Source organism: Acidobacteriota bacterium, assembly GCA_021161905.1.
Lineage (GTDB): Bacteria > Acidobacteriota > B3-B38 > Guanabaribacteriales > JAGGZT01 > JAGGZT01.
Genome location: JAGGZT010000012.1, coordinates 20314 through 33845, shown reverse-complemented (window position 1 = coordinate 33845; position 13532 = coordinate 20314). Strand labels below are relative to the sequence as shown.

11 protein-coding genes are annotated in these 13532 nt (G+C 51.1%); all 11 read left to right on the top strand.

Features of this window, described 5'->3' with window-relative positions:
- Positions 1-6 precede the first annotated feature (6 nt).
- The 11 genes from fabD (at position 7) to bamA (ending at position 13496) form a co-directional block, all read left to right on the top strand.
- Positions 7-945 carry an ACP S-malonyltransferase gene (gene fabD, locus J7L64_02135; GenBank protein MCD6451152.1) on the top strand — a complete coding sequence of 313 codons (939 nt, stop codon included), beginning with the start codon at positions 7-9 and terminating at the stop codon, positions 943-945.
- Positions 946-960: 15 nt separating this feature from the next.
- Positions 961-1698 carry a 3-oxoacyl-[acyl-carrier-protein] reductase gene (gene fabG, locus J7L64_02130; protein MCD6451151.1) on the top strand — a complete coding sequence of 246 codons (738 nt, stop codon included), beginning with the start codon at positions 961-963 and terminating at the stop codon, positions 1696-1698.
- A gap of 64 nt (positions 1699-1762) precedes the next feature.
- Positions 1763-1999: an acyl carrier protein gene (gene acpP, locus J7L64_02125; protein ID MCD6451150.1), complete on the top strand. Its 237-nt coding sequence runs from the start codon at positions 1763-1765 to the stop codon at positions 1997-1999.
- A 69-nt stretch (positions 2000-2068) separates the two neighbouring features.
- Positions 2069-3313 carry a beta-ketoacyl-ACP synthase II gene (gene fabF, locus J7L64_02120; GenBank protein ID MCD6451149.1) on the top strand — a complete coding sequence of 415 codons (1245 nt, stop codon included), beginning with the start codon at positions 2069-2071 and terminating at the stop codon, positions 3311-3313.
- A gap of 20 nt (positions 3314-3333) precedes the next feature.
- The gene (locus J7L64_02115; GenBank protein ID MCD6451148.1) at positions 3334-4101 is read left to right on the top strand and encodes an electron transfer flavoprotein subunit beta/FixA family protein; all 768 of its coding nucleotides are present in this window, start codon (positions 3334-3336) and stop codon (positions 4099-4101) included.
- A gap of 10 nt (positions 4102-4111) precedes the next feature.
- Positions 4112-5101, top strand: coding sequence for an electron transfer flavoprotein subunit alpha/FixB family protein (locus tag J7L64_02110; protein ID MCD6451147.1), 990 nt, complete (start codon positions 4112-4114; stop codon positions 5099-5101).
- A 122-nt stretch (positions 5102-5223) separates the two neighbouring features.
- Positions 5224-6711, top strand: coding sequence for a lysine--tRNA ligase (lysS, locus tag J7L64_02105; protein MCD6451146.1), 1488 nt, complete (start codon positions 5224-5226; stop codon positions 6709-6711).
- A 40-nt stretch (positions 6712-6751) separates the two neighbouring features.
- Positions 6752-7984 carry a lipoprotein-releasing ABC transporter permease subunit gene (locus J7L64_02100; GenBank protein MCD6451145.1) on the top strand — a complete coding sequence of 411 codons (1233 nt, stop codon included), beginning with the start codon at positions 6752-6754 and terminating at the stop codon, positions 7982-7984.
- Positions 7977-8660 carry an ABC transporter ATP-binding protein gene (locus J7L64_02095; protein MCD6451144.1) on the top strand — a complete coding sequence of 228 codons (684 nt, stop codon included), beginning with the start codon at positions 7977-7979 and terminating at the stop codon, positions 8658-8660. The genes J7L64_02100 and J7L64_02095 overlap by 8 nt, the downstream gene beginning before the upstream one ends.
- 64 nt (positions 8661-8724) lie before the next feature.
- On the top strand, positions 8725-11154 hold the full coding sequence (locus J7L64_02090; protein ID MCD6451143.1) for an ATP-dependent Clp protease ATP-binding subunit: 2430 nt from the start codon (positions 8725-8727) through the stop codon (positions 11152-11154).
- 35 nt (positions 11155-11189) lie between these two features.
- The gene (bamA, locus tag J7L64_02085; GenBank protein ID MCD6451142.1) at positions 11190-13496 is read left to right on the top strand and encodes an outer membrane protein assembly factor BamA; all 2307 of its coding nucleotides are present in this window, start codon (positions 11190-11192) and stop codon (positions 13494-13496) included.
- Positions 13497-13532: the final 36 nt, after the last annotated feature.

Here is a 13532-nt window from a genome sequence, read left to right as displayed (position 1 = left end):
GTAGAGGTGGGGAAAAAGGCGTTTGTCTTTCCTGGGCAGGCTTCTCAATATCCCGGGATGGGAAAGGATTTATATGATAAGTTTTCCGAAGCAAAGGCGGTATTCGAGAGACTCGAGGAGGCGGTCGGTTTCCCCTTGAGGAGGCTTTGTTTCGAGGGGAGCAAGGAGGAACTCTCCCTCACTGAGAACACCCAGCCGGCGGTCTTCGCGGTAAGCATTGCTTCCTTCGAGGTTTTGAAGAGCCGAGGGGTTCACCCCGATTTCGTCGCTGGTCATAGTTTGGGGGAGTATTCCGCACTTGCCTCCGCCTCCGCTTTTTCCTACGAAGACGGTATTCGTTTGGTGAGGAAGCGGGGTAGATTTATGCAAGAGGGGGTTCCCGTTGGTGAGGGGGCGATGGCGGCGATAATTGGCCTTCCCTCTAATAAGGTAGAGGCGATCTGTAATGAGGAGAGCAGAGGAGATGTGTTGGTAGCAGCTAATTTCAACTCCCCGGTGCAGACGGTTATTTCTGGGAGAAGAGAGGCGGTGGAGCGGGCGATAGTAAAGGCTAAGGAGAAGGGAGCGAAGCGAGCACTACTCCTTCCGGTAAGCGCTCCTTTTCACTCCCCGCTGATGGAGCCGGCTAAGGAGAAGCTCGCTTCTGAGCTCGATAGGATCGAGTTTTCCGATCTTTCCTGCCCTCTTGTTGCCAATGTCTCTGCTGGTCTTATCGAGAAGGGGGAAGAGGCGAAGAAAGCCCTAATAGAGCAAATGGTATCTCCGGTCCGCTTTGTGGAGGTGATAGAGAAGCTCTCCTCTTTAGGTTGTGATACCTTTGTCGAGGTAGGACCAGGGAAGGTTCTTACTGGTCTTATCAAGCGTATTCTACCTGGGGCGAAGATATTCAATGTGGAGGACGAGCCATCCCTTAATAGATTTTTAGCTGAAACGGGGGAGGAATAACAAATGGGGGAGAAGATGTTTCCTGGAAAAGTAGCCCTTATCACCGGGGCTTCTCAGGGGATAGGGCGGGAGATAGCTCTTACCTTTGCCGATCAAGGGGCGGATTTGGCGCTTGTCGATGTCAAGTTTCCTACGCTCACCGAGGTAGCGAAGGAGGTAGAGAAGAAGGGGGTTAAAGCCCTCCCCTTGGAGGTGGATGTATCGGATTACGAAAAGGTGAAGGCGGCAGTGGAAAAGGTACTCTCTGAGTTCGGGAAGGTGGATATATTGGTCAACAATGCGGGGATAACGAGGGATAATCTTATCTTAAGGATGAAGCCCGATGAGTGGCAGAAGGTGATCGATGTTAACCTATCTGGGGCGTTCAATTTCACCCAAGTGGTGATCAAGGCGATGGTGAAGAAGCGTTATGGGAGGATAATAAACATCGCCTCAGTAGTGGGGTTGATGGGCAATGTGGGGCAGGCAAATTATTCTGCTTCCAAGGCGGGTCTCATCGGGTTCACTAAGTCAGTGGCGAGGGAGGTTGCCTCTCGGGGGATAACCGTAAACGCCATTGCCCCCGGTTTCATCGACACCCCGATGACCCAGGCACTTTCCCCTGAGGCAAGGGAGAAACTTATCAGCCAGATACCTACGCCCCGGTTGGGCACTCCAAAGGATATAGCAAACGGGGTGAAATTCCTGGCGTCTGAAGAGGCGAGCTATATCACGGGTCATGTGCTCAATATAAGCGGTGGGCTCTATATGTAAAGTTGACTTTGGTGATTTTCCCTTTTATAATTACTCGAAAATTTAAGAAAGGAGGTATAGTAAGATGACCGTTGAGGAAAGGGTAAAGAAGATAATCGTGGAGCAGCTTGGAGTAAGCGAGGAGGAGGTTGTTCCTGAGGCGAAGTTCGTTGATGATCTCGGTGCGGATTCTCTTGATCAGGTGGAGTTGGTTATGGCTTTTGAGGAGGAGTTCGACATCGAGATCCCGGAGGAGGATGCGGAGAAGATCGTGAGCGTCCAGGACGCGGTTAATTACCTTTCTTCCCGCATCTCATCTTAATCTTTGGGTGTCTTTTTAATCTTTCCTACACTGCCATCCCAATAGGTAAGGGATGACGGAGGAGGTAACTTGGAAGGAAGAAGGGTTGTAATTACGGGTATTGGACTCATTTCTCCATTAGGGGTGGGCACTGAAGAGAATTGGAAGGGGATGCTCTCCGGTAAGAGTGGTATTGGACCGATCACCAGGTTTGATGCCACCGATTATCCGGTGCGGATAGCCGGAGAGGTGAGAGGTTTCGATCCGCTTGAGTTCATCGAGAAGAGGGAGTTGAGGAAGATGGACCTCTTTTCTCAGTACGCCTTGGCAGCCACTGAGCTCGCCATAAGGGATGCTGAGCTCAAGATAGAGGGGGTTGATGCCGAGCGGATCGGGGTTTTGGTTGGCTCTGGGATCGGGGGGATCCTCTTTCTAGAATGGCAACATTCGGTTCTATTGGAGAAGGGACCCCGTAAGATCTCCCCCTTCTTCATCCCGGGCCTTATCGTCAATATGGCAGCGGGCCTCATCTCAATGAAGTATGGGGCAAAAGGTCCCAATTCCGCTACTTGCACTGCCTGTTCCAGTGGAGCGCATGCCATCGGCGATTCTTACGAGATAATCCTTCGTGGTGATGCGGATGTGATGATCGCTGGGGGGACCGAGGAGGCAGTGGCACCGCTTGCGGTGGCTGGTTTCGCCTCTATGCGTGCCCTTTCCACCAGGAATGAAGAGCCGACCAAGGCGAGCCGTCCTTTCGAGAAGGACAGGGATGGTTTCGTCATCGGTGAAGGGGCGGGTATCCTCATTCTCGAGGAGTTGTCCTATGCTCTTAAGCGGAATGCCAAGATATATGCTGAGGTAGTGGGCTATGGGATGAGCGCCGATGCCTACCATATCTCAGCCCCACCCGAGGACGGGGATGGCGCCTACCGAGCGATGAAGATGGCGCTGGATAAGGCTAAGGTCTCGCCCGAGGAGGTGAGCTATATAAATGCTCATGGCACCGCTACCCTTGCTGGTGATGTGGCGGAGACAGTAGCGATCAAACGGCTCTTTGGTGATCAGGCAAGGAGGGTGGCGGTTAGCTCGACCAAATCGATGATCGGACATCTCCTTGGCGCTGCTGGAGGGGTGGAGGCGGCAGCCACCGTACTTTCTATTCGAGATCAGAAGGTTCATCCCACCATAAATTACGATACGCCAGACCCAGCCTGCGATCTTGACTATGTGCCCAATAAATCGCGGGAACTCTCCATCGACTATGCCATCTCCAACTCCTTTGGATTCGGTGGGACCAACGCCTGTCTCGTCTTTAAGAGGTATGAGGAGTAGGCGTTAGGAGGGAGGTGAAGATGAAGATCATTACCTGTGTGAAGCAGGTTCCGGACACCGAAGCTCAGATAAAGATAGGTCCGGATGGGAAGTCCATCGTGGAATCGGAAATCAACTTTATCCTTAATCCCTATGATGAGTATGCGGTGGAGGAGGCGCTCAAAATAAAGGAAAAAAGTGGCGAGGGAGAAGTTACCGCGATAAGCGTAGGTCCCGAACGGGTGGTCTCTGCCTTGAGGACAGCGTTGGCAATGGGAGTGGATAAGGCGGTGCATATCAGGACGGAGGGGGAGGGTGATTCCCTTTTCGTGGCTTCGCTTCTTGCTTCTGCCATCTCTAAAAGGGACTATGACCTTATCCTCTGTGGTTATATGGGTATCGGCACCGATAACTGCCAGGTTGGGGCGATGCTTGCGGAACTTCTTGATCTCCCTCAGATCACCAATGTCTCTAAGCTCGAGCTTGATGGGGGGAAGATCGTTGCCCATCGCGAGGTGGAGGGATTGACTGAGGTGGTGGAGTCGTCACTTCCCGCGGTGATCACTGCAGGTAAGGGGCTTAATACCCCGCGTTATCCCTCCCTTCGGGGGATTATGATGGCGAAGAAGAAGGAGATAGAGACGATAGATGGTGCCTCTCTCCTTTCCGATCCCCCCTCGTCCAAGGTAGAGCTGGTTGAGCTTAAGCTCCCCCCGATGCGGAGCGGTGGTAAGGTGGTGACCGGCACCTCGGAGGAGGTTGCTAAGGAGTTTGTGGAATGGCTGACTAAAGAGGTGAAGATCTTCTGAGGAGGAGAAAATGGCGGAAGGGGTTCTTGTTTTCATAGAGCATCGGGATGGCAAGCTGAAAAAGGCGTCGCTTGAGGCGGCTTCTGAGGGGAGAAGGCTTGCGGATAGGCTATCCGCTCCTCTTACTGCCCTTATCCTCGGGAATAATTTGGAACCCGTTCCCGAGGAGTTGAAGAAGGTGGGGGTGGATAAGGTGGTTCTTGGTGAAAGTGAAGCTCTTGCCAGCTACTCCACTGAGGGCTACACCTTTGCCCTTGCCAAGGCGATAGATGAGGTGTCTCCACTCATCGTCCTTCTTTCGGCTACCGCAATGGGCAAGGACCTTGCTCCTCGAGTGGCGGCGAGATTGAAGGCTGGTCTTGCCTCCGATTGCACCAAATTGATCCTCGCCGATTCTGGTGAGCTCAAGGCGGTGAAACCGCTTTATTTGGGTAAGATAATCGCCACCTTCGGTTTTAGTTCTCCTCCTTATATCGCTACCCTGCGCCCCAAGGCGTTTGAAGTGGAGATGAGGGATGGCTCCTCCGAGCCTGAGGTAATGAAGCTCGATCTTGCAGGGGTTGAGGAGAAGATAAGGGCGAAGGCGGTTGATTACCTCGTTCCTGAATCCGGTACGGCGGATATAACCGAAGCAGAGGTGATCGTCTCTGGAGGGAGGGGGCTTGGGTGTGCCGATAACTTTAATGTATTAAAAGAACTGGCAGACCTTCTGAACGGTGCGGTTGGCGCCTCACGGGCAGCGGTAGACTCCGGTTGGGTTGACCATCAGATCCAGGTAGGGCAGACAGGAAAGACGGTATCTCCCACCCTTTATCTCGCCTGTGGCATATCGGGAGCGATCCAGCATCTCGCCGGGATGTCCTCATCTCGGTTTATCGCCGCCATTAATAAGGATCCCGATGCCCCCATTTTCAAGGTTGCCGATTTCGGCATCGTGGGGGATGTGCTGGAGGTGGTTCCGGCGATCGCTAAAGAGCTTAAGAAGGTGAAGGGGGCATAGGGGAGATTTTTCTCCCCTGCCCGGCTTTAGGGAGCCGGGCTTTTTATTTTTCCCCTTTCCTTGACAGCGATTTCCCCCTTCACTTATAATTGAGGGACTTTTCAGAAAGAAGGGGAGTGAAAGTGTCACAGGAAGATGCCATTTATCGAGCACGAAGGGAGAAGCTTGAACGGATCATCCAGCTTGGGATAGAGCCTTATCCCAATCGTTTCGATCGAACCCATGAGATCAGCGAGGTTCCGGAGAAATTTGGAAACCTCTCTGCTGAGGAGCTTGAGAGAAGAGGGATAGAGGTTCGAGTAGCGGGCAGGATAATTTCCTTTAGACCCCATGGGAAGGCGGGTTTCGCTCACCTTTTCGATGGTAAGGGGAGACTGCAGGTATATTTCAAGAAGGATGAGCTTTCTGAACGAGATTTTAAGCTCTTCAAGTTACTCGATATCGGTGATTTCATTGGTGTTTCTGGTCCTCTATTCCGCACCAAGACCGGCGAGCTTACGGTGATGGTGAAGGAGGTTTCCTTCCTCGCCAAATCCCTCCGTCCCCTGCCCGAGAAATGGCATGGACTTACCGATGTGGAACTCCGCTACCGCCAGCGTTACCTTGATCTAATTGCTAATCCCGAGGTGAGGAGAAAGTTCGAGATCCGAGCGAAGATCATCCAGGCGTTCCGCGATTTCTTGAACAAGGAGGGCTTCCTCGAGGTGGAAACCCCGATGATGCAACCTATCCCGGGAGGAGCAACCGCTCGCCCCTTTAAGACATTTCACAATGCTTTAGGGATCTATCTTTATCTCCGGATAGCGCCAGAGCTCTATCTTAAGCGGTTGGTAGTAGGTGGGATAGAGCGGGTTTATGAGATCAACAAAAACTTTAGGAACGAGGGCATCTCCACCCAGCACAATCCGGAATTCACGATGCTTGAGTTCTATATGGCTTATGTCGATTACCAGATGGTGATGGATTTCACCGAAAGGATGTTTTCCTATGTGGCGGAAAGGGCGCTCGGCAAGAAGGAGATAACCTACAACGGGGAGACCATCTCCCTTGAGCCACCCTGGCGTAGGATAACCTTGAAGGACGCCTTGACCAAATGGGCTAATATAGAGCCGGAAGACCTCTCCGATGAGAATAGGTTGGCGAAGATAGCCTCTGAGAGGAACATAGACATCTCCGATTGTAAAACCAAGGGGAAGATCATCGCCAAGCTGTTTGATGAACTGGTCCAACCGCTTCTCATCAAGCCGACCTTCATCATCGATTACCCCCGGGATATCTCCCCCCTATCCAAAAGCAAGCCGGACGATCCGAATACGGTGGAGCGGTTTGAGCTCTTTATCGGGGGGCTCGAGGTGGCTAATGGGTATAGTGAGCTCAACGACCCGGAGGATCAGAGGCGGAGGTTCGAGGAGCAGGTCAAAGAACGGGCTAAGGGTGATGTTGAAGCCCACACGATGGATAAGGATTATGTCCGCGCCCTTGAATATGGAATGCCTCCGACCACTGGTGAGGGGGTGGGTATAGATCGGGTGGCTATGCTCTTTACCGATTCCCGTTCTATCCGTGAGGTCATCCTCTTCCCCCAGTTAAAGCCGAAGGAAACAGATTGATTATGTCCCTTTATCTTTCAGCCTCTCTCGGAAGGAGATAATGCGTTACGAACTTTTTCTCGCCCTTCGTTATCTCCGTCCAAAGAAAAAGGGTGCGTTCGTCTCGGTTATCACCATCATCGCCATTATCGGGGTGGCGGTGGGGGTCGCCGCCCTTATCATTGCCTTATCCCTTATGACCGGTTTTCATGAGAATATTCAGGAGAAGATACTCGGGGCGAACTCCCACATCTTAATCTTCAACGCCTACCCCAACCGGGCGATACGGGATTATCCCGAACTGATAAAGAGGGTTAGGAGGGTTCCCGGGGTAGTGGCGGCGACCCCCACCGCCTTCTCCAAAGGGATGATCGCAAGTAGCTTGGGGACCGAGGGGGCGGTCATCTACGGGGTCTCTCCTTCGTCCATAACCAAGGTGAGTACCGTTTTCTCTAAGATGAAGGTGGGCGATGTCAGCGAGCTTTCGACGAAAAAGGGGAGACCTGGCATCATCTTGGGGAAGGAGCTCGCCTTCCGCCTTGGCGTAACCAGGGGCGATATTGTTCGGGTGATATCGATAGCTGCTACCTCACTTTCCCCACTGGGCCTCCTTCCCAAGCCGAAGAGTTTCGAGGTGGTGGGGGTATTCGATTCTGGAATGTGGGAGGCAGACCTTCAATGGGCGTTTGTCTTTCTCCCCATTGCTCAACGCTTCTTTGGGCTTCAAGACAAGGTTAATGTGATCCAGGTTAAGGTTGATGATATCTTTAAGGTCAAGGCGATCGCCGAGGGCGTTCGTCGGACCCTCGGTCCGGGCTATGTGGTTGAGGACTGGATGCAGATGAACTCCTCGTTTTTCTCTGCCCTGAAACTTGAGAAATTGGTCCTCTTCATCACCATAAGCCTTATCGTCTGCGTTGCCGCCTTGAATATAATCACCACCTTAGTGCTGCTGGTGGTGGAGAAAAGGAGGGATATCGGTGTGCTCATATCAATGGGAGCCACCTCTCGTTCTATTATGATCACCTTTATGACCCAGGGGGTGATCATTGGGCTTATCGGCACGGTGATCGGCGCCACCCTTGGAATTTTAACCTCCTGGTTTCTTGATGCCTATAAGATCATCTCCCTTCCCCCAGATGTCTATACCATATCCTATCTACCGTTTAAGATAAGGATCGTCGATGTGGCGCTGGTGGTGGGGATGACGGTTCTGATAAGTTTTCTCGCTACCATCTACCCCTCGTTCAAGGCGTCCAAATTGAGTCCGGTGGAGGCGCTCCGTTATGAGTAAGCTGATCGAGGTCTCTCATCTCCATAAGTCCTATTTTTCTGGAGGGAGAAGGATAGAGGTGCTTAAAGGGGTGGATTTTGTTCTTGGTGATGGGGAATCGTTAGCCATCGTCGGGGCTTCTGGTGTTGGCAAGAGTACCCTTCTCAACCTTATCGGAGCCCTTGACCATCCGGATGCCGGGAGCATAAGGTTTGATGGGAGAGAGCTTTCCTCCCTTTCTCCGGAGGAGCTTGCTCGGTTCCGTAATTTCGAGATAGGGTTCATCTTTCAGTTCTTCCATCTTCTTCCCGAATTTTCCGCTTTGGAGAATGTGACAATGCCTTTCCTAATTCGAGGGATGGATGAAGAAGTGGCGAAAAAGAGAGCGGAGGAGCTTCTTTCCGAGGTGGGGCTTCTTGATCGTAAGGATCATCACCCTTCCGAGCTCTCGGGCGGGGAGCAGCAACGGGTAGCTATTGCCCGTGCTTTGATGGGGAACCCCAAGGTGTTGCTCGCGGATGAACCCACGGGCAACCTGGATGAAGAAACAGGGGAGCGGGTTTTTTCCCTTCTTTTCTCACTGATGGAGAGGCATGGGCTGGGGCTCGTTTTAGCCACCCATAACTTGAAATTGGCGGAAAGATGCGATCGGATATTGCGTCTCGAAAATGGGAGGTTGCATCCTCTTTCCCCTTGAAAAAGGGGTTTGTCAATTGTTATTATATTAGAGAAGAAAAGGCAGGAATTGGCTGGGAGGAATAATGTTTGAGAAATATACTGAGAAGGCGCGTCGGGTAATATTCTTTGCCAGGTACGAGGCGAGCCAGTTGGGAAGTAGCACCATTGGAACGGAGCATATCCTTTTGGGGATACTTCGGGAGTGCGATGGGGTGACGGAGCAGTTGTTTGCTCGTTCCCATATTAAGCCGGAGCTTCTGAGGAAGGAGATAGAGAGTAAGGCGGCGGCGAAAAGGGGAAAGATATCGACTTCAGTGGAGATCCCTTTGAGCGAAGAGACGAAGAGGGCTTTGATCTATGCTGCGGAGGAGGCGGAGAAGCTCTTCCACAACTATATCGGGACGGAGCATATCCTTTTAGGGATACTTCGGGAGCGTAAGTCTCTTGCTGCCAAGATATTGGCGGAAAAGGGGATGAAGTTCGCCTCCGTAAGGGAGGATCTGATAACCCTTTTGAGGGATAAGGTGAACGAGGAAAGGAAAAAGGAAACCCCCCTCCTTTCCGAGTTTAGTCGGGACCTCACCAGCCTCGCCATAATGGGAAAGCTCGACCCATTAATCGGCAGAGAACGGGAGATGAAGCGGTTGATCCAGATACTTTGTCGGCGGACGAAGAACAATCCGGTATTGATTGGAGAACCTGGGGTAGGGAAGACGGCGATAGTGGAAGGACTGGCGCAGAAGATCGTCAAGGGGGATGTTCCTCCCTTCCTTTATAATAAGCGGATCCTCTCCCTCGACCTCTCGGCAGTAGTGGCGGGTACCAAGTATCGAGGGCAATTTGAGGAACGGCTTAAGGCTATCCTGAAGGAGCTCAAGGAGAATGAGGATGTCATCCTATTTATTGATGAGCTCCATACCTTGGTAGGAGCGGGTTCTGCAGAGGGTTCGCTCGATGCTGCCGGTATTTTGAAGCCCGCTTTATCTCGGGGTGAGATAAAGTGTATCGGCGCTGCTACTCCCAAGGAGTATCGGAAATTTATAGAGAAAGACCGGGCACTTGAACGAAGGTTTCAGGGAATAAAGGTGCCACCTCCCACAGAGGAGGAGACCCTGAGCATCCTTATGGGGGTAAAGGAGCGGTATGAAGCTTATCATAGTGTGAAATATACCGATGAGGCGATCAAGGCGGCGGTTTACCTCTCTAATCGGTATATCACCGACCGTTTCCTTCCCGATAAGGCGATAGACATAATTGATGAGGCGGGTGCCAGAGCGAAGCTCCGAAGGTCGAGCGTAGCCAAGGAGCTGAAGCAGTTAGAGGAACAGCTCAAGGGAACGCTGGCTGAGATAGACCGTTCCCTCTTCCTCCGCGATTTCGATCGGGCAGTGTTCTACGGAGAGCGGGAGACGAAGGAGCGGGAACGGCTTCTCGCTATCCAACAGGAACTCAAGGAGCAAACCCGGGAGCCAATCGTGGTGGATAAGAAGGATATTGAAGAGGTTGTTTCCGACTGGACAGGGATTCCCCTCGCCACGGTACAAGAAGGGGAGCAGGATAAGCTACTGAATATGGAGAAGGAGCTCCACCGACGGATCGTAGGACAGGAAGAGGCGATAGAGGCGCTTGCCCGAGCGATCCGGCGTTCCCGAGCAGGGTTGAAGAGCCCAACGAGGCCTGTAGGGTCGTTTCTCTTCCTCGGTCCCACCGGAGTGGGGAAGACCGAGGTGGCGAGGACCTTGGCTCGGGTCCTCTTTGGTAGTGAGCGTGCTCTCATTCGGTTTGATATGTCAGAGTATATGGAGAAGCATTCGGTCTCCAAGCTCATCGGATCGCCTCCTGGTTATGTCGGTTATGAAGAGGGGGGGCAGCTCACCGAGAAGGTAAAGCAAACTCCATATTCCGTAGTGCTACTCGACGAGATTGAGAAGGCGCATCCCAACATATTTAATATCCTCCTTCAAGTGTTCGAGGAAGGGGAGCTAACCGACGGTTTAGGCACCACGGTTGACTTCCGGAATACGATAATGATTATGACCTCGAATCTGGGGGCGCGGTTCATCCAGAAGAAGGGGGGGTTCGGTTTTTCTCCCACTGATGAGGAACTCAACTTTAAGCGAATGAAGGAGATGGTGCTTGCTGAGGTAAAGAAGCTGTTCAATCCGGAGTTCCTCAATCGGATCGATGAGATCATCGTATTCCGTTCCCTCACCGATGAGGATCTGGTTAATATCGTCAAGTTGTTGATAAAGGATATAAATGAGTATCTCGTTCATTCTAAGATCACCCTTGAAATTACCGATGATGCCTGTCGTTGGCTGATCGAAAAGACCTGCAAGGATAGAAGCTATGGAGCGAGACCATTGAGGAGGGCGATCCAGAAGTATATTGAGGACCCACTGGCTGAGGAGATGATAAAGGGTAAGTTTAAGGAGAGCGGGGTGGTAGTTGTCCAAGCTGAGGGGGACAAGCTGGTCTTAAGGGAAAAGGAACTAAAGAATATCATTGCCTAACCGATGGTGAACCTTATTGACTTGATTGTAAGCCGATGAAAAAGAGACCTTCTTTTGGTGTATTTCTTTTCTTACTTTTCTTCTTTGCTCCTCTATTGCTGGGAAGTGAGGGGACAAAAATAGCCGAGATAAAGATAGTAGGAAACCATCGGATATCCACTGAGACCATATTCTATTACATCTCCTCGAGGGTTGGCGGTCCTTACGACGAGGAGCGTTTAGCGCGAGATTTTGAGGTCCTCTGGAGAACCGGTTTCTTTGATGATATTCGTGTTCTCTCTCAAGACAGTCCTAAGGGTAAGATCGTCATATTCGAGGTTAAGGAGAAAAAGGAGATAGTGAATGTTCAATATAAAGGGCTCAAGTCCGTTTCCCAATCGGATATAGAGGATAAGTTGGAGAAAGAAAACATAAGTTTAAAGCCGGGGAACTATCTCGACATCCCCACTGTTTATCGGGTGATGAATGTGATAAAGGGGCTCCTTGGGGAGAAGGGGAGGAAGTTCGCCCAGGTGAAGTATAAGGTAGAACCGGTATCCAGCTCTACTGTTCGGCTTCTTTTCGATGTGGATGAGGGGGATAAGCTGAGGATCGGGAAGATAGAGTTTGTGGGCAACAAGGTTTTCTCTGACTGGGAGCTCAAGCGAACGATGAAGGATACCAGGGAGCACTGGTTCTTTTCTTTCCTTTCCTCTCACGATGTATATAAGGAGGAGAAGTTTCAGGACGATCTGAACCGGTTGAGGCAGTTGTACTGGAGTCATGGTTATATGGCGTTCAAGATAGACACCCCCAAGTTGGAGATAAAGGAGGTGGGAAAAGGGAAGAGACGACTCTTCATTACTATTCCTGTGGAGGAAGGAGATCAATATCGAGTAGGGGAGGTTAAGGTCTCTGGAAACAAGCTTCTGCCGACGAAGTTGATCACCTTAATACTTCAACTTAAGAAGGGAGAGGTGTTCAATAATAAGAAACTCTGGGATGGGCTTAAGGATCTTCAAGAGTTATATGGTAATCGGGGTTATATTATGATAAACATCCTCCCCCGTTATAATTTCGACGAGGAGAAGAAGCTGATCAACCTCAACATCGAGGTTCAGGAGAACGGGGTTTATTATGTAAATAGAATAGAGTTTGAAGGGAACACGATTACCCATGATAAGGTGATAAGGAGACAGTTGATGCTCCAGGAGGGGATGGTGTTCAGTCAGCGGAGGTTGAAGTTGAGCTTAGATCTGATCAAACAGCTTGGTTATTTCGATATTGTGGAGCCATCTTGGGAGGTGAACAAGGAGAAGAAGACGGTCGACCTAAAGATAAAGTTGCACGAGATGGGAAGGAACTCCATTCTCTTTGGAGGTGGTTATTCTGAGTTCGAGGGGGTTTTTGGGAATTTCTCTTTCCAGACGAGGAACCTTTTCGGTAAGGGGATTACCCTTGGTGTTGGGGGACAGGTGGGCAAGCGAGCCACCTATTTTAATCTCTCCTACTATGATCCCTGGGTCTTCGACCGCCATCTTGGTTTGGGTATTTCTGCTTTCAAACGGAGGATAAGCTTCATCGATTTCTATCAGAATAGTGTAGGGGTGAACTTTCGCTTCAGCTGGCCCTTCAATCGGTTCACCAGCGGTTTTTTGACCTATCGCTACGAGATAATCGATATAAAGAATCCCGATCCAACTAACCCCTATTACATCAACTTCTTTATGATCCCTACCCTCTTTCCCGAGGGGAAAACGGTCACCAGTAGTATTACTCCCTCCATCATCTGGAATACGGTAGATCATCCCATCTTTCCCACCCATGGGAATCGTCTTACCGTGTCGGTGGAGCTTGCTGGAGGGCCACTTCAGGGGGAGCGGAAATTTGCAAGGTTCTTTGGGGAATATGTGAAGCATTTTCACCTTTTCCCGCGCCAGGTGTTTTCATTCCGCACCCAAGTAGGGTATGCCAAGGCGTGGGGTGGGCAATCCCTTCTCATCTTTGAGCGTTATTTCCTCGGTGGGGAGTATACCATACGAGGCCTCAGGCTCCGTTCGGTAAGCCCGAGGGACGAATATGGGTATTACATCGGCGGGAATAAGATGCTCCTTTTCAACGCTGAATATGTCTTCATCCTTACCCCAGAGACTCGCCTTGCTCTATTCTTCGATGCGGGAAACGCTTTCAACAACGATGAGCCTTACTCTCTTACTAATCTCCGTCGAACTACGGGAGCGGAGTTTCGAGTGTTTGTGCCATTTTTACAGGTGCCGTTGAGGTTTATCTGGGCTATTAACCTGTCCCCCATCGGTAACGAACCCCGTTCTATCTTTACCTTCGGTGTGGGGACGATGTTCTAAAGGTTTAGTTTTTGGGCGATACTTCAACAAGAGATG

Bases quoted from the DNA above. Each gene is read 5' to 3' on its own strand.
- fabG (MCD6451151.1), top strand. From the start codon at position 961: ATGTTTCCTGGAAAAGTAGCCCTTATCACCGGGGCTTCTCAGGGGATA.
- acpP (MCD6451150.1), top strand. From the start codon at position 1,763: ATGACCGTTGAGGAAAGGGTAAAGAAGATAATCGTGGAGCAGCTTGGA.
- J7L64_02115 (MCD6451148.1), top strand. From the start codon at position 3,334: ATGAAGATCATTACCTGTGTGAAGCAGGTTCCGGACACCGAAGCTCAG.
- J7L64_02110 (MCD6451147.1), top strand. From the start codon at position 4,112: ATGGCGGAAGGGGTTCTTGTTTTCATAGAGCATCGGGATGGCAAGCTG.
- J7L64_02100 (MCD6451145.1), top strand. From the start codon at position 6,752: ATGCGTTACGAACTTTTTCTCGCCCTTCGTTATCTCCGTCCAAAGAAA.
- J7L64_02095 (MCD6451144.1), top strand. From the start codon at position 7,977: ATGAGTAAGCTGATCGAGGTCTCTCATCTCCATAAGTCCTATTTTTCT.
- J7L64_02090 (MCD6451143.1), top strand. From the start codon at position 8,725: ATGTTTGAGAAATATACTGAGAAGGCGCGTCGGGTAATATTCTTTGCC.
- bamA (MCD6451142.1), top strand. From the start codon at position 11,190: ATGAAAAAGAGACCTTCTTTTGGTGTATTTCTTTTCTTACTTTTCTTC.